The 15,859-nt window shown below is 44.6% G+C and carries 15 protein-coding genes and 1 pseudogene; 5 read left to right on the top strand and 11 right to left on the bottom strand.

Going from position 1 to position 15,859, the window contains the following annotated elements; genetic code table 11:
- Nucleotides 1–59: 59 nt before the first annotated feature.
- Nucleotides 60–467 carry a hypothetical protein gene (locus AC0J20_RS00080; RefSeq protein WP_473020136.1) on the bottom strand — a complete coding sequence of 136 codons (408 nt, stop codon included), beginning with the start codon at nucleotides 465–467 and terminating at the stop codon, nucleotides 60–62.
- A gap of 234 nt (nucleotides 468–701) precedes the next feature.
- Between AC0J20_RS00080 and AC0J20_RS00075 the strand changes: the two genes are divergently transcribed.
- Both AC0J20_RS00075 and AC0J20_RS00070 read left to right on the top strand, forming a co-directional pair.
- Nucleotides 702–1,202, top strand: coding sequence for a hypothetical protein (locus tag AC0J20_RS00075; RefSeq protein ID WP_473020135.1), 501 nt, complete (start codon nucleotides 702–704; stop codon nucleotides 1,200–1,202).
- 184 nt (nucleotides 1,203–1,386) lie between these two features.
- Complete coding sequence (locus AC0J20_RS00070; protein ID WP_473020134.1) at nucleotides 1,387–2,391, top strand: hypothetical protein; 1,005 nt, start codon at nucleotides 1,387–1,389, stop codon at nucleotides 2,389–2,391.
- 168 nt (nucleotides 2,392–2,559) lie between these two features.
- On the opposite strand, the gene AC0J20_RS00065 is transcribed toward AC0J20_RS00070, so the two are convergent.
- The 10 genes from AC0J20_RS00065 to AC0J20_RS00020 all read right to left on the bottom strand — a co-directional run bounded on the left by AC0J20_RS00065 (nucleotide 2,560) and on the right by AC0J20_RS00020 (nucleotide 14,335).
- Nucleotides 2,560–5,217: a hybrid sensor histidine kinase/response regulator gene (locus AC0J20_RS00065; RefSeq protein WP_473020133.1), complete on the bottom strand. Its 2,658-nt coding sequence runs from the start codon at nucleotides 5,215–5,217 to the stop codon at nucleotides 2,560–2,562.
- Nucleotides 5,218–5,228: 11 nt separating this feature from the next.
- Nucleotides 5,229–6,509, bottom strand: coding sequence for an ABC transporter substrate-binding protein (locus AC0J20_RS00060; protein WP_473020132.1), 1,281 nt, complete (start codon nucleotides 6,507–6,509; stop codon nucleotides 5,229–5,231).
- A gap of 165 nt (nucleotides 6,510–6,674) precedes the next feature.
- A complete protein-coding gene (locus AC0J20_RS00055) occupies nucleotides 6,675–7,727 on the bottom strand; it encodes an aldo/keto reductase (protein WP_473020131.1) in 1,053 nt (350 codons plus the stop codon).
- A 93-nt stretch (nucleotides 7,728–7,820) separates the two neighbouring features.
- On the bottom strand, nucleotides 7,821–9,578 hold the full coding sequence (locus AC0J20_RS00050; protein WP_473020130.1) for an ABC transporter ATP-binding protein: 1,758 nt from the start codon (nucleotides 9,576–9,578) through the stop codon (nucleotides 7,821–7,823).
- Between the two features lie 37 nt (nucleotides 9,579–9,615).
- Nucleotides 9,616–10,167 (bottom strand): TlpA family protein disulfide reductase, encoded by a 552-nt coding sequence (locus AC0J20_RS00045; RefSeq protein ID WP_473020129.1) that lies wholly within the window; start codon nucleotides 10,165–10,167, stop codon nucleotides 9,616–9,618.
- Nucleotides 10,167–10,697: a MauE/DoxX family redox-associated membrane protein gene (locus AC0J20_RS00040; protein WP_473020128.1), complete on the bottom strand. Its 531-nt coding sequence runs from the start codon at nucleotides 10,695–10,697 to the stop codon at nucleotides 10,167–10,169. Before AC0J20_RS00040 ends, AC0J20_RS00045 begins: the two co-directional genes overlap by 1 nt.
- Nucleotides 10,684–11,574 (bottom strand): hypothetical protein, encoded by an 891-nt coding sequence (locus tag AC0J20_RS00035; RefSeq protein WP_473020127.1) that lies wholly within the window; start codon nucleotides 11,572–11,574, stop codon nucleotides 10,684–10,686. Before AC0J20_RS00035 ends, AC0J20_RS00040 begins: the two co-directional genes overlap by 14 nt.
- Nucleotides 11,575–11,576: 2 nt before the next feature.
- Nucleotides 11,577–12,590 carry an MvdC/MvdD family ATP grasp protein gene (locus tag AC0J20_RS00030; protein ID WP_473020126.1) on the bottom strand — a complete coding sequence of 338 codons (1,014 nt, stop codon included), beginning with the start codon at nucleotides 12,588–12,590 and terminating at the stop codon, nucleotides 11,577–11,579.
- A 72-nt stretch (nucleotides 12,591–12,662) separates the two neighbouring features.
- Complete coding sequence (locus AC0J20_RS00025) at nucleotides 12,663–12,851, bottom strand: hypothetical protein (RefSeq protein WP_473020125.1); 189 nt, start codon at nucleotides 12,849–12,851, stop codon at nucleotides 12,663–12,665.
- Between the two features lie 401 nt (nucleotides 12,852–13,252).
- A complete protein-coding gene (locus tag AC0J20_RS00020) occupies nucleotides 13,253–14,335 on the bottom strand; it encodes a CNNM domain-containing protein (RefSeq protein WP_473020124.1) in 1,083 nt (360 codons plus the stop codon).
- A 170-nt stretch (nucleotides 14,336–14,505) separates the two neighbouring features.
- On the opposite strand from AC0J20_RS00020, the gene AC0J20_RS00015 reads away from it, so the two are divergent.
- The 3 genes and pseudogenes from AC0J20_RS00015 to AC0J20_RS00005 all read left to right on the top strand — a co-directional run.
- On the top strand, nucleotides 14,506–14,841 hold the full coding sequence (locus AC0J20_RS00015) for a PadR family transcriptional regulator (protein ID WP_229529622.1): 336 nt from the start codon (nucleotides 14,506–14,508) through the stop codon (nucleotides 14,839–14,841).
- A 10-nt stretch (nucleotides 14,842–14,851) separates the two neighbouring features.
- Entirely contained in the window at nucleotides 14,852–15,547 is a 696-nt protein-coding gene (locus AC0J20_RS00010) for a permease prefix domain 2-containing transporter (protein ID WP_229529623.1), read from the top strand.
- A 19-nt stretch (nucleotides 15,548–15,566) separates the two neighbouring features.
- Nucleotides 15,567–15,785: pseudogene (locus AC0J20_RS00005) on the top strand (flagellar motor protein MotB); the annotation flags it as partial.
- Between the last annotated feature and the right edge of the window lie 74 nt (nucleotides 15,786–15,859).

The raw sequence follows: 15,859 nt of genomic DNA, 5'->3' as shown, positions 1-15,859 counted from the left end.
GCAAATGCCGGGGCTTTTTTTATGCAGAATCGGTTAAAAACAAGAACAGTAAAACAGGCTTACCCCCGGCGCATAACCTCCTGCCAGTCGTTTTCCAACTTTGCAATCAATTGCCCCAGTTCCTGACCTGATTCATAAGGGTTTGTTTCCCAGCCTTCAAGTTGACCATCAAACTCGACCGCTTTGTCTTTCAATAAATGTAACAAGTAACTCAAATTTGGGGTATTCGGAACAATACTTATATTGGCCCAGCAGCGCCATTTATTCAGATGTTGCTGAAACGCATCTATATCGGTATCAAAACCTTCACAAGCAAGAAGTTCCGCAAGTTTTTTAGCGCCCGACTCAGAGCTATGTTCAAGGTAAAATGATAAGGAAACCCGCGTGTTGATATCCAGATTGCGATGTTTTAATCCAATGGTTATTTCTCTAATCCATTCTATTACTGATCTGTTTTCTGGTATCATTCGTGGCCTCCGGACAGTTTTACTGTCGACTGTAAACGAGTCGAATATAATAATTAAAAATCAGTGACATTACTGATGTCAGCAGAGAGTTAGGTATACATTTTAATACCTTAAAGGTATATCACGTTATACGCCCCCCTCGCCGGCCATACCCCAATCAGCGTGACATTGCATTGTTTTTGAATTAACTGCGCAATAAAATACCCTGTATCGGATTAATCCTGCGGTGGCGCAATGAACAGAAGACAAAAGACGTGTGAGCTACATTCAGAGACAAGTGTCGCAAACAAGCACACAACTGAAGCATTTTCTCTCGCCACCAGCCAAAATCTGAAATTGAATCTCAAAGCGATTTGGGAAGAACTCGCGCGTCAATCAAGAGGCCAGGAAAATGTCCTGTGTTTCCCTTATCATCTGATCCGGCAACAAAGTGAGCAACAGGCTGTTGCTTGCCGCCATAGCTATTCAGGTATCCCCTTAACACGCAGTGAATCCCGTCACATCCAAAGTATTGAAGTCGAAATTCTGGCTCTGGATACGGCATTTAAGTGCAGCTCGTTTAATGTCGGTAACGAGTTTTATGCTGACATCAACCGGTTACTGCTTGCATTAAAAATTATTTTTCAGGAGTTTAAAGACAACATCAATGCGGACTACCAGGCGCGTCTTGTGCTATTTGAACAACACATCACGCAGTTGATAGCAGAATTAGTCGAACTCATCACTCATAAATGATTGGTCACAACCGCGGTTCGCTGTGATTTAGACCAAAAATTCACTTAAATTCCTAATAGAAATTGGTTAATTTCACAAAACCGTCTTCGAAAATCACTATCCCTTTGTTTTTATTGAATTTTATATATGGCCTCAGATTTGCTGACCAGAGTATGACGTAGAAAAAGAAAACGAGGAAGCCCCTATGTACTCAGATGAAGATCTCAACGAAGCAATCGGAAAGGGTATCTTTAGCACCCAATCCGTTAACGAATTCAGACAGCACTTTGCGCAATCTCGCAATATCCATCAGGTTGATGAAGAAAACTTTCGACTGCTCAGCGGTTTCAATGATGTTTTTGTGGTTATTGCCAGTGCCCTGCTTCTGGCCTCATTGACCTGGCTGGGCTTTGAAAATCAGCCGGTTTTAGGCGCAATCGTATTAGCCGCCGGCTCCTGGGGTTTAGCAGAAGTATTTGTTAAACGAAAACGCATGGCGCTGCCCGCCATAGGGTTGTTGGTTACCTTTCTGGCGGGGCTATTCGCAATACCAGTTACCCTGTTCGGTGCTGAGCAGCAGGTGCATGAGGCTCAGTTTATCGCCGCCGGACTACTGACAGTCTTTGGCGCCTGGGTTCACTGGCAACGATTCCGTGTCCCGGTCACAGTTGCAGCAGGTATGATAGCGCTATTGCTGGGCACCTTTGGGGTATTATTCCTGCAATATCCAGAAATACGTTACTTTTATCAACCTTATCTTGCCGTTGCGGGGTTATTGACCTTTGCTGTTGCAATGTACTGGGATGCCCGGGACCCGCTAAGACAAACCCGTAATTCTGATATCGCTTTCTGGTTGCACCTGTTATCAGCGCCGCTGATTGTGCATCCCATATTTAGCACGCTGGGCATATTTTCAGGGATGACTGGTTACTCTACCGCGCTGTTAGTGTTAGCTCTGTACGCGCTGCTGGCATTAATATCTATTATTGTCGACAGACGGGCGATCATGGTTTCAGCGCTGGTATACGTGGTGTACGCAATGAGTGGTCTGTTGGAAAACTATGGACTCGTTAGTTATAGCATGGCTTTGACTGGTATCTTTATCGGCGGCAGTCTGCTGTTGCTGTCGGCCTACTGGCAGCAAACCCGTCACGCCATTGTTGCTCTGTTGCCGGGCAAAGCGCAGAGTTATTTACCGTCACTGCAATAGCGAAAAGGCAATTGCGCGGCGCCTGTCGCGCGTTGTCAATTTTTAACTGAACCGTTATGGGTGTCGCTACCTTGAATATCAGAGACTGGCACATCTGAAATTTGAATACCGCAGGAGCCGAAACCGGACTCATCAGGTAGGCAATCTATCCGCACAAAGCCACAGGCCCTATAGATATTTTTTTAACATCGCTGTCAATATATCTCGTTTGATCGGCTTGGTAAGGTAATCGTTCATGCCGGCTTCTTTGCCCTTTTGCTTATCTTCTTTCATCGCATTGGCAGATAAGCCAATTATCGGAATGTCGTTGTAACCTTTACCCCGAATCGTTTTTGTTGCCGTATAACCATCCATTTGCGGCATCTGAATATCCATCAAAATGGCATCGTAATGGGGGAAATTGCTAATTTTACTGACGGCGACAACACCGTTTTCTGCGATATCAAAAGTCAGGCCCAATGTTTTCAAAAGCTCCCCGGCTACCACCTGGTTGATATCGTTATCTTCCACCAACAAGATATGTCCGTTTAAACGCGTTTCATGAGATTCAGTGGCGGCTGCACTGTCGGTAATATCGCTGCGTTCAGTAACAAAATCAGAAATAAAATTCTTAAACTGCAACGGGCTGAATGGCACGGCTAACGCCAGGTAACGGGCGTCCGTCATGTTTAAGGTATCTGAAATTAAAGTATTAATAATGATGCCAATCCGTATCCTGTTTTCCAGTAAACCCGGTAATTCACTTAAGAACTGTCGCAAATCCGCAGGAGACTCAATATCAATAAGTAAATGTGTTATATCCTGTCGTTGCAATAGCGTAGCCAGTGCCTGTTTCGCAACACGTTTGTTACTCAGCCCCACACTGTCGCAATAGAACTTATCAATAAAATTTTTGTCAGTGACATAAATACTGTTTTCCGGCAAACAGGGCAGACCATCCAATATAGACGGTTGCTTTTTAAACGCACTGAGGGGTAATTGTACATAAAAGCAACTCCCCTTGCCGGGCTCTGATTCGGCTTCTATCTTTCCGCCCATCAAATTTAGTAGCTGAGTCACAATAGAGAGCCCCAACCCTGTACCACCATATTTTCTGTCGGTTGAACCATCTGCCTGTTCAAAAGGTTTGAAAATTTTCTCTAACTGCTCTTCATTCATGCCGATACCGGAATCTTTCACCGCGATACGCAACTGCAATTCATTGCCCTGAGTATTCAACTCACCGCCAAAACGAATTTCGATTTGGCCATGTTCCGTAAATTTGACGGCATTGTTACAGATGTTCATCAGGATCTGAGAAAGTCGCAGTGGATCACCCACGACTTTGTTGGGCAGGTTGGGGTCAATATCCAATTTTATCTGTAAGTTCTTTTCTTTTGTTCTCAGCGAAACTACCGAAATCAAATTATCAATAAAGCCATGCAGCTCAAAACTGCTTTTTTCAATTTCCATTTTACCGGCTTCAATTTTAGAAAAATCCAGAATGTCGTTGATTACCGTCATTAGTATTTCACTGGAATAGGACGCTTTTTCCAGATAAGAGCGCACCTCTTGTTGGTTCGTCTTTTTCGTGGCCAAATCGATTAATCCAATTATACCGTTCATGGGAGTGCGAATTTCATGACTCATATTCGCCAAAAACATACTTTTGGAAATCGTTGCTTTCTCCGCTTTTGATTTCGCCTGCATCAATTCCTGATTCAGTTGCGTCATGCGGTCATTGGTATTCTGCGTCTCTGCGAGCAGTTGCTGTGTTTCATTATTCTTGTCGCTGAACACCTGAGCAGCAATTGCCAATGCGCCTATTTCATCTTTGCGCTCTAACCCAGGAATAGCACTGACCTTTTCATTTCTGGCCAGTTTGTTAAAGACTTCGGTAATAGACCTGATGGGCGTTAATATGCTTAAAACCGTATAAACTGCCGCCGCAAAAGCCAGCAAAATGGCAATGATTGAAAATAGATAACTATGAATTTCAGCTTTTTGCACCAGCTGTTGAGATTGTTGTCGGTTGCGTTCCAGCGTCTGTGCGACGTCTTCCACCAACGTAGTACTGAGATACAGAAACTCGTTCGCCGCCCCGGCCATCACCACGTTCACCAAAAACAAATTTCCCTGAATTAACTGAGTCAGGGCCAAAAAATCACTACGTGCCGTTTCAATTTCTTTGAATTGTGCAGCGCGTATTGTCTCGGGTAACTCAGTGAGTCTGGACTCAAGAAATAACAAGCTGTCATTAAACTGATTAATATGAACACTACTGGGTTGCACTGTATAGCGGATAGACGCAATTTCTGCCTCACTGACATGCCAAAGTAATTGTTGAATGAGCGCGTGAAGCGATGGCTCATTTTTGATACCCGTTAACCGGCTCTTTATCTCGTCCAGCCGTTTAATAGTGCCTTGCTTTAACAACTCTTCGCGTTTTGCACGGGCAGCCACCACCTGTTCGAAATTGGACTGATAATCCTGCAAGTGCGCCTGCATTCTTTGTAACAGGTTATCATTCAGCAAACTGGGTAAATCAGACTCGTGTAGTGCTTCAAATCGCGCAAGGTTCGAGTTGATTTTATCCATAGTCCGGGTGAACCGGGTAACCGCTGACGGGCTTCCGGTATTGATAAACAACAGTACGGTGCGTTGCAGGTTTAACAGATCATATTCGATTTCTTTCACCTGCTTTAGATCAGCAAATGACAGCGCGGAATTATCCAGTGCTGTACTTAATTGCAACTGACTCTTTTGGTTGAGAAAGGTTTGCAGTAAAAACAGAATGATCAATGCAGCGATAACAAATATCAACTGTGAGCGAATTGATCTTAACATCCAGAAAATCCTTACCCGGTAATAAACTCATACCATTTTTGCAAACTGTATTCGTAGGTCGGCATCACGGTATTCCATACAGCTACATTCCCCAATCGCTCGGTATAGCTGCCCCCGGCTCTGATTTGTCCTTGTTTTACAGACACTTTGCCATCGTGTCCTCTCAGGTCTGTCTGTGCGGGTAACCCCCCGTACCAATAATCCCATTCAGCCTGACTTAAATACCCGGCTGAACGCTGTGGATTAGAAATATAGTAGCCCTGTCTCGCAATAAATGCGCCAGGCCATCCGGAGAGCCACCAATTCATATAGTCATAGGCAGCTTCCTTTTCCCTTCCTTTGGTGGCGGCTGACAGGCACATTACCCCGTGCCAGCCCCGGTAACCTTCTTTCGGCGCGGCAAATCTGACCGGTATATCCTGTCCATTCAGGCTTGAAACCGCCGGTGAGAACATACTTTCAATGACCACGCGGCCAGACTTCATAAACTCTACAGACTCAGGTACCGATGTCCAAAAGCCATTGAAATGGCCATCCAGTTTTAGATTGAGAAGCACAGTAAACAATGCATCCATTTCCGATTCAGTGATAGCGCCGATATCGTTGAAGGTCACTAAACCTTTGGCCTGAGCTGCCAGTGCTAAGTCAAACAACCCAATGGTGGGATCATTGACAATAGCAACCTTCCCCTTAAATTCCGGGTCCAGAAGCCAGCCCCAACTTTCGTTATCCGTTTTAAAGCGGTCTGGCATTTTGTTAACCACATAACCAAATGAGTCAACATTATGGACGTAGGGCAAAAAACTAATTTCATCCGTGTGTTGTGCTGACAGTGAACCGTCTTTTTGCACATGGAGAATTTTATGCGGTGCATCACCGGCACCAATTTTCGCTTTTTCTGAAATTTTACCGGTTTTGGTTAAATCGTTGATTTCATCCCAGAAGCGCAATCTGCGCTTTTCTATGGGTTGAATGGCCTGAGAACGCCATAACACATTGATGCTGTTAGACCACTGCTCATACAGATCAAAACTCTGCGGATTTACCGAGGCCTTTTGCAATACAGCGGCACTGCCTTTGGGTTCAAACACCAGGCGAATTCCCAGGTCAGCTTCCGCCTGTTCTCTTATTGCTTCTCTGAGAGTGACATGAGTCCCCAACACCCGAATAACAGGCTTAGGCTTGCCGATCGCAAAAGGCGCAGCACCAGCAGATACCGTCGCCAATGCCCCTTTGAGAAAATGTCGTCTTGTTGTTGACCCTGAACTTCCAGTGTCTTTTGGTTCCGCCATGCGTAAGCACCAGTACTTTTATTACCGATAAAGCGTGGCACTGCGTAATGAATTTCGCAACTATCCATTAGTATATATTCGCTGACTGAACAACAATTCCAATGTCACAACAACCATCAGAAACAATTTGGAAATATTTTTCACATCACAATAAATAGCGTTCCTTTAAAAAGGGAGTGGATAGCGTTTTAACAGATTAACCACTTCACTTTGCAACTCATCAGACAGACTCACATCAAATGCGTTGAGATTCTCCTGTAGTTGCGCCATGCTCGTGGCTCCGATGATTGTGGCAGTGACACCGTCCACCTGATCACACCAGGCTAAAGCCAGCTGCGCTGCCGTCAGCCCATGTTGCTCAGCAAGCGATTTGATTTCGGTAACGGCCTGCTCAACAACAACACTATCTCTGAATAAGCCATTGCGTTGCGCTATCGTCCAGCGGCTACCTTCAGGCCGGGCCCCATTGAGATACTTTCCGCTCAATACACCGCCCCCCAATGGTGACCAGGGTAAATAAGCAATATCTTCGTGAATACATTGTTCAATCAGATATGGCCAATCTTTGGTGTGCAACAGGTTGAATTCGTTTTGAATCGATACCATGCGCGGCAAACTGTACCTGGTGCTGAGCTTCAAATACTCACTGATGCCCCAGGTCGTATCATCAGAGAGTCCGCAATAGCGAATTTTCCCGGCGTCCACACACTGTTTTAAGGCCTGTAAAATTTCCAACATTTGACTGGAAGCTGCCTGAGAGTCAGTATCAGAAAATTTGACCTCGCCGGGCCAATGATTGCCAAAGTGCGGGTGACGACGGTTTGGCCAATGTAACTGATACAAGTCAATATAGTCTGTTTGTAATCGTTGCAAAGAGGCATCTACAGCAGCAATCACGGTTTCACCAGAAATTGGCGAACCATCGCGAATCCAACTGAGGCCCGGGCCAGCTATTTTCGTGGCCAACACCAGATCTCGACGCCTTTCTTTGTTATTGTTTAACCAATTTCCGATAATGGTTTCAGTGGCGCCATAGGTTTCAGGTCTGGGTGGAATCGAATAAAGTTCTGCGGTATCGATAAAGTTAACGCCATTTGCCACGGCATAATCTAGTTGTTGGTTTGCCTCTTGCTGGTTGTTTTGCTGACCCCACGTCATCGTTCCCAGGCAAACTCTGGACACCTCTAACCCGCTACTACCTAATCTGGAATATCGCATTGTGACTTCCTGTAATGTGTATGAAATGAAGAAATATATTGAGAAGTATGAATGTCGACAGACCGAGAGACCAGAAGGCCTCTGGAGTAGTTACTAAGCTGCTTCTGCAGCAGTTTGCGCAGCAACCAATTTGGCGTAATGGCTATTTGGCTGAGCAACCAACTCTTTGTGTTTCCCTGTCTGCACAATCTGACCGTCATTCAGGACGACAATCTTATCAGCATTCATGATAGTTGACAGCCTGTGTGCAATGATTATGGTGGTGCGCCCCTGCATCAGAGTTTGCAGGGCTTGTTGGACACTCTGTTCACTTTCCGCATCCAGAGCACTGGTGGCTTCGTCCAGAATAAGTAATTCCGGATCCCGTAACAACGCTCTCGCTATCGCGATTCGTTGTTTTTGACCGCCGGACAATTGAACGCCATTTTGTCCCACCTCGGCATGATATCCCGCGTTAATTGCTGAAATAAACTGGTGGGCATTGGCTTGTTTTGCCGCATTGACGATCTCATCAAAAATCACATTATCTGTTGTGCTACCAAAGGCAATGTTGTCAGCAATAGAACCTGAGAACATCTTAGGCTCCTGCTCGACAATGGCGATTTTGTCATTCAGTAGTTGGCGATCAAACTGATGATAATCAACACCGTTAAATTTTATCGTGCCTTCATCTGGCTCATAAAAACCCAACATGAGTGCCGCAATGGTAGATTTACCAGCACCCGAAGCACCAACAAAGGCCACCACTTCCCCCGGAGCAATATCGAAACTGACGCGATGTAGTGCTTTGTCTTCAGGACGTTGCGGATAGGAAAAAGACACATCAGAAAACTGAATATCACCGGAAAAAGCAGAAGTTTTAACCGGCTGATTTGCCGTTCGTTTCGACTCTGGCTTACGCTCCAGTAATTGAAATATTCGCTCACTGGCCCCGCTTGCCTGTTTCCACTCAGCCCAAAAACTCAATATTCCGGAAATGGCCATAGAGGTCATACCGGCGTAAATAATAAAACTGGTCAGTTCCCCTACCGAAAGGTTTCCACTTAAGACCAGGTGACCGCCACTGAACAAAATCACAATGAGCGCGCTGTAAGTAATAATATTTGAAACGGCCTGTATCCATGCAAACAGCCCCCCTTGTCGGATAGCAGAATTGAGCACATTTTCAGTAACTCCGTGATAGCTTTGGGTTATTGCTGCTTGCTTATTAAAGGCTTTGATTAAGCGAATATTAGTGAGATTCTCATTGGCAACATGCAAACTCCTGGCAATCGCCTCTTGCAAAAAGCGCGAATTGTCCTGCACCTTAGTGCCAATCCATCGCCCTAATAAGGCAGATATCGGAAACACCAAGAGCATCACCAACGTCAATTGCCAGGACAAATAAAACAGCATAACTGAACCGCCTATCGCAATAGCACTGGTGCGCAACAAAATTGCCACCTGGGTAGTCAATACATCCTTTATGGCTTCGACGTCAGAAGTCAAGCGACTGGTGAGTTCAGCGGTTTTTTGTTCATCATAAAACCCAACTTCCTGACGCAATAAATGACTAAAGACCTTACGCCTTAATTGCACAATTATGCTGTTACCCGCAAAATCAAAAAGGTAAAAACGAATTGCATTAATTACAGCGTAACTAAAGGCAAGCAAAGCAAGAAAAAGGGTTGCCTGCGTCAGGTGACTCCCTGATTTTTGCACGATTTGCTCATCCACAAATGACCCAGTCAACGACGGGATCCACAACTGTAAGCCAACCACTAAAAACATAAACATCAGGCCCACAACCAGGTACCCCAGCACCGGTTGCATTAATCTGAGCATCATTTTGTGTTTATTGTTTAATTGCATGTAACTCACTCATCCAAAACTTATATTGACCACCACTTCAGGCAGCTTCCTGACTGGCTTGTTCTATAAAGCTAAGCCAATTTTCATCTCCTAAAGCCCCTTGCGCCTGCAGTGTATTTTCCTGGTCAATAAACAAATAGTAAGGGGATGCCATCAATGGATTAAATTGTACTAGTAACGCTTTATCAACTAGCAATACTCGCCCGGATAAGGATGTTCCCTGTAAAAAGCGCCTGACTCTGTTGGGCTCCTCATCAGTTAATAACCAAATACTGACACCCAGGTTCTGCGTACGGGTATGCAATTTTTCAATGTCAGGTAACCAGGTTTTGCATTTAGAACAATGGCTGGATAAAAACAAATACACCTTTGCTTCTTGCGCTATGGATTGGTAATCAAATGCACTGTTATCTGACAAAAGAGTCGCTTGCAACTGTGGTAACTGACTCCCATCCAAGAGAGGTTGAGGTTCAGCAGCGGCCACATTGATACTGCGAGTGACTCTGATTAATCGAATGGTCAGTATTAAATTGAGTAATATCAAGCTAAACGCGATGATGAATAGCACAATAATCGTCGATTGCGCCATCACAGTTTTCTCTCCTGCCACTTCAAAACCAGGTAAATATCATTGAACGAAATGATCACCAATGAGACGGGTATCGCCGCCAGAAAGAGCAACCAATGTTCAGTCATTGTGAATTGGTAAGGGTTGGCAGACAGTAAACTGATCGCAGTAATGGATATTAAAAACAGGTTGCGCAGCAGATCACCGGCATTGACATTGTGATGCGATTCCCCAAAGCAATTACACTTAAACACCCGGTTTTGTATTAACATTACAGCCATTAGCAAAGTCATAACGGAAAATAATAACAACGCTGACCATAAACCTGTTACCACCCAGTCGCCTCCCAATAACAAGGCTCCACAAATGATGATTTCGGCAAGCAATAACACAAGGTAGCTAAAAAACGCCTGATAACCAGACAAACCAAACGAGGTCTGAAGATCTGAACAAAACACTTTGCGATGCCGAAGCTTCCCCCACACTGCAACCAACAGTATCAGGCTCAGTAGGATGCGACCAAAAATAGCGACGGGTTCAGGCGCTAACATCGGTAATCTCACATCGTTGCCAACTCGGTCCAAATCCCCCTGGATAATGCTGCCTGACCCACGCGATTTCCGGTGTCGCCAGAATGAAGTCATTACGGGGATCCTGGTGACTATCACGGGCAGTTCCACCATGAACCGACTGAATAGCCATCGCCAGCTGCCATGAAACCTGCTCGATCATCGGCTCCCTCACTATCGGCAATCCCAAAGCCTTTAAGTCATCATTGGTTGGCGCATAACTATGTGAATGGTATCCATATAAAAGTTTATCGACGATCTTTTGTTGCTCCTCACCCGACATATCCGGTGCCCCCATCGCCAACAGATCTTTCGCAATATCAGCAACTTCAAGGGTTGAACGGTACAGGGAGGTGAGTGTAGTTGGAAATATACTGGAAGCCAGTGCACTTAATAACTGACCTCTGGCTTCTTCGGAATCAATGCCAAACCACTTTTGTCCCATTTCAGCAAACAAGCGCAAATCTTCACTCGCCAGGGCTCCCTGCTCCTTACATTGTAGTGCGGGGTCGATGGCAGAAAACAGAGCCATGTCACCCGCAATAATATGATGACCACTCAGTGATAATGCGGTCATTGTAGACTGACAATGATAGGGAATGATAAAAGTCAGTTCAGTGCAAAACTTATGTAATAAAATCGCAAATCGTCGCGCAGCGACAATCTCTCCCCCTCGCCCATAAAGGACTACATCCAGGCGTTCCTTTTGAGGTAGCTGTGTCAGTATTTCATAGAGTTTAGGTAAGGCGTCCATCTCCAGGACAGAAGCGGCAAGCAACAAAGTATTACTATTACGGCGCTGACTAATCTCAGACAGGGGCCGAATATCCAGCAATACAGGGTCGGATAAACTTGTCATATTTAAATTCTTCCTCTGGCCAAACAACCGGCCACCTGACTCATCATTTGCAACTCAGGAACCAGTTGCTCTACAAACCAAAATTGTCCACCAGGATTGTTTTCCAGAAATACATATTCGCCTTCCGAAGTGAAAATCAGATCCAGTGCTCCGTATTGCAATCCGTAACTGTGAACATACTCAAGGCAAGAGGAGGCCACGTCATCTGGCAACTGACAGGCCTGATAATCAATCTCCACTGAAAAATCGCGAAAATCCACACGGGTACGCTCATCTGCCTGAGAATCAATTTTGGCGGCGAACAACCTATCACCAATGACTGTCACTCTTAACTCATATTGCTTTTCCACATACGCCTGAAACAGGCAAGGAAACTCCCTGACCGCAGCAATGTGTTCAATGTGCTCTTCGGAAACCATTGCCGTTGAAACGCCATTAGTCAGCACGTCCTCTGGTTGTAAATTGTCTACTTCTAACGATGCTTCGCAGATCGGTTTGGTGATAATTTGTTGCTTATGGTGATGATAAAATTGCAGTAACTTTTCAGGCTCGTTGGTGATCAAAGTAGCCGGAGTGATAAAGCCGAATCTGTTGGCACGAGCCAACTGTTCCACTTTCCACTGTGCGGCACGCATTGCTTTAGGATGGCTCATCCAGTAGCAATCCAAAGAGGACAAAAACCCGAATAGTAAATGCTCACATTCCGTTTGAGCATATTTGAGTTCCTGAGTACCAAGGTCATCGCTGACGAACGCAAACGGGGCCTTTTTTCGTACCCAGACTGATTTAATTTGACCGCTTTCAATCAATTGGTTTTGGGTGATGTAGCTTAACTGATACCGGGGAGAGGAACGTCCATCAGTATGAAAATGAATATCGTAATCCCTTGGGAAATGATCGAGGTTCAACCGGAAGCATCGCTCCCCCATTTGCGTCAGGTGTTTTGTCAGAACATCAACGTGTAAGTCGAAAGAGTGCGTGATAATTAGAATTGTATTCTTATTATTGTTTTTCATAGGATACGACGAGAAAATAAGAAAAGAACCCTGCAATGCAGGGTTCATCAGGATTGATAATTCAATCGTCGCTTAGCACCAGGCGCCGCCATCTCTTTGCCATTGACCTGCGTAGTAACGGCTATATGCTGGCTCAGTACCCCATGGGGTCGCTTTCATAGTGCAGCCCGCTAATGCAACGCCATCACGTGCTTTAACAGGAGCCTTTTCAGTTTTTTCCTGAGCAATTTTAAAAGTAAAACCTTTGCTTTGATTTTTCATGTTTTTTCCTCTTCTTGTTGTAACTGCCTGGCTTTAATTTTCACGTGCTGCCAGACTTTTTTTGTCAAAGCCATGTAGCCTGTATCAGCATAAACACACCAAATCACGGTTACATTTTTGACCTTTCGAGAGTTAAATTAACCTACGCGGAATTCGCTTGTCAATACACTGCCGGGTATTAATTTTCGCTAAAAATTAGCGGAGTAAATGTAGAATTTAGCCTTCGAATTTGGGTATTCTTGTAAGACAACAACCACGTGTATACAACAAGGCTCAGGCCGCTTTACGACACTCCACAACGAAAAAAAGCACCTTTAAAGGTGCTTTTTCGCGCTACACATCAGTACTAAAAAGTTTACACTTTCCACATATCTGGCTTAAAAAAGTTAAGTTCAGCTATCTTAAATCTTAGGGGGCTGATCGTTTTTTTGTTTCTCCTGAATTTTACTCAGTACTGACTTTTCCCGCTTTTTACCCAGGCTCTTAGCTAATTTCTTCATACTCACGGTGCGATCATTTTCGTCCACAATATCAATGCCTAAAAGCGTTTCCAGAAGGTCTTCCATGGTAATAATACCTTCCAGCCCGCCGTACTCATCAACCACCAAAATCATATTGGCACGTTGGCTTAAAAACTTGTCGAAAGCTGATGATAATGGCATGCCAGCCAGCATCACGATCATGTCTTTTTTGTATTCAAATAACTGTTTCTGGCCATTGCCGCGTGCCTGTGCCAACAACAAATCTGACTTCATCACAAAGCCACTGATTTTTTCAGGCTCATTTTCTTCATAAATAGGGATCCGTGAAAACTCGTTATTGTCGTGCTTGTGAAAGTAGGTTTCGACGGTCATACGCTCGGGTAGTGAAAAAACCACGGTTCGATGGGTCATGGCGTCTTTGATCTTTAGCTCATGCAGGTTCAACAGGCTCTGCATAAAATTCATTTCGTGAACGGCTAACTGACCTTCCTGTGCTGAAATTTCCGCCATAGCCAACATCTCCCCGCGGCTTAAGCCACGCAATGGGCTTTCTTCTTTAAAGCCGCTGGTTAATTTTTCTGACATTTTTACAAAGGGATAAAGCACGATAATCAGATACTTGAGGAAAAACGCCGTAAGTGGCGCTAGTTGTCGCCAATAGGTGGCACCTAATGTCTTTGGAATAATTTCCGAAAAAACTAAAATCAGTAGGGTCAGCACAGCAGAAATAATACCCAGATAGGCATCGCCAAACACCACGGCGGCTTGCGCCCCTGCCCCTGCGGCCCCCATCGTATGAGCAATGGTGTTGAGAGTCAGTATTGCAGATAACGGCTTATTGATGTCAGCTGACAAATCTCTCAACAACTTTCCCGTTGGTTTGCCATCCCGCTCCATTAAAGAAATATAAGCCGATGAAACACTCAGAATTACAGCTTCAGCAACAGAACATATAAACGAAAAACCCAAAGCAATCAGTACGTATGTGATCAGTAGTAGCACTACTTTTTCCTTTCCAATCTGTGAATCAATTAAAACGCTTCTGCATAGTAAGACAATTTTGAGGCTTTTTCAGCGAAAACAAGATTATTACTATTTTGTAGTAATTAATACTTGCCATCTTCATCCAATTAATACTACATTGTAGTCATAATTATTTTGAGAACAGTACTATGGCTGACAAAGAAAAGTTTTTGGGGGAATTTGAACAGGTGGTGCTGTTAGCTTGCTTGCATCTGGGAAAAGAGGCGTATGGGGCCTCCTTGCGACAATTATTACAGCAAGAAATTCAGCGAGATGTCGCCATTGGAGCCCTCTATTCAACGCTGGAAAGACTGGAGAAAAAAGGCATGGTTACCTCCCACTTTGGTGAAGCCACTGCAGAGCGGGGTGGTAAACCCAAACGCTTTTTTGAAGTAACGGCGAAAGGACAGCAATCTCTAAAACGCGCCAGGGAAGCAATGGATACCCTTTGGCAAGGGATTTCAATTCGCACTTATAGCCGCTAACGATAACACCATGGAAAATTCAAACAGTTCAGATCCACGTCCTCCGGCACTGGCTAATCGTATTTTGAATCTGGTGGTACCTGCTCATCTCAGAGAGAGCATAACAGGTGATCTGGAAGAAGAATTTACAACCTTGTTGAAATACAACAAGCAAAACGCCACACGCTGGTATTGGAGACAAACGATGCAAACCTCACTACATTTTTTCGCACAATATCTTGCCACTGAATCGCTACTTAAAAAACTGGTGATTGCTGTTACCCTGGTGCTGTTTCCGACACTGGTATTGATGATTTCATGGTTGAGTAATATGGACCATGACACCTCAGAACATATCTGGCAGAGCCTGTTACAGGGCCAGGTACACACTTTTCTTTTTGAAGCTGAAGTTTTATCTCTTGGCACAGACAAACTGCTCTCTGACTTCGATTTGGGCATGTATTTCAATACGCCAGCCACTCTCTGGACCCTGTTTGCCCTGGCGGCACTTTATATACGCAATAAACGTGCAGATTTCTCTGCTCATCAAGCTGCCGCATGGTGCACAATGTTAATGCTGCTTCCCTACTTGTTTGGACTGATCTATATCGAGATCATTCAACCCCAAGCCCGTCATGTAGGACCTCCGGTAGCATTCATGACCCTATCCATTGTTTACCTGATTCTTCCGATGGCGTGGTTTATTCTGAGCAAATCTAAAAAGTAAGACAGGCTCACAAAAAAAGATGCAAACCGAGCAATTATTAGAGGACGTTGAGCAGGAAGAAGGTGCTCAGGGCTGGTTGGCCACATTTGCCGATCTTATGTCGCTACTTATGTGCTTTTTTGTTCTGTTATTGTCCTTTTCTGAACTGGACGTGCAGAAATTCAAACAAATCGCCGGTTCTATGAAATATGCCTTTGGTGTGCAAAATAAAATTAATGTTCAGGATATCCCTAAAGGCCCCCTGTGTCAGGATAGTTGTCGCCTCAGTTTTTCGTATTGTTAGACAGGGGGTGGATGACAGGTTTGAGTGAA

It is taken from the genome of Planctobacterium sp. R6, assembly GCF_055755215.1.
Note: the sequence above shows the minus strand (reverse complement) of the source record. Positions and strands in the feature narration are given on the sequence as shown.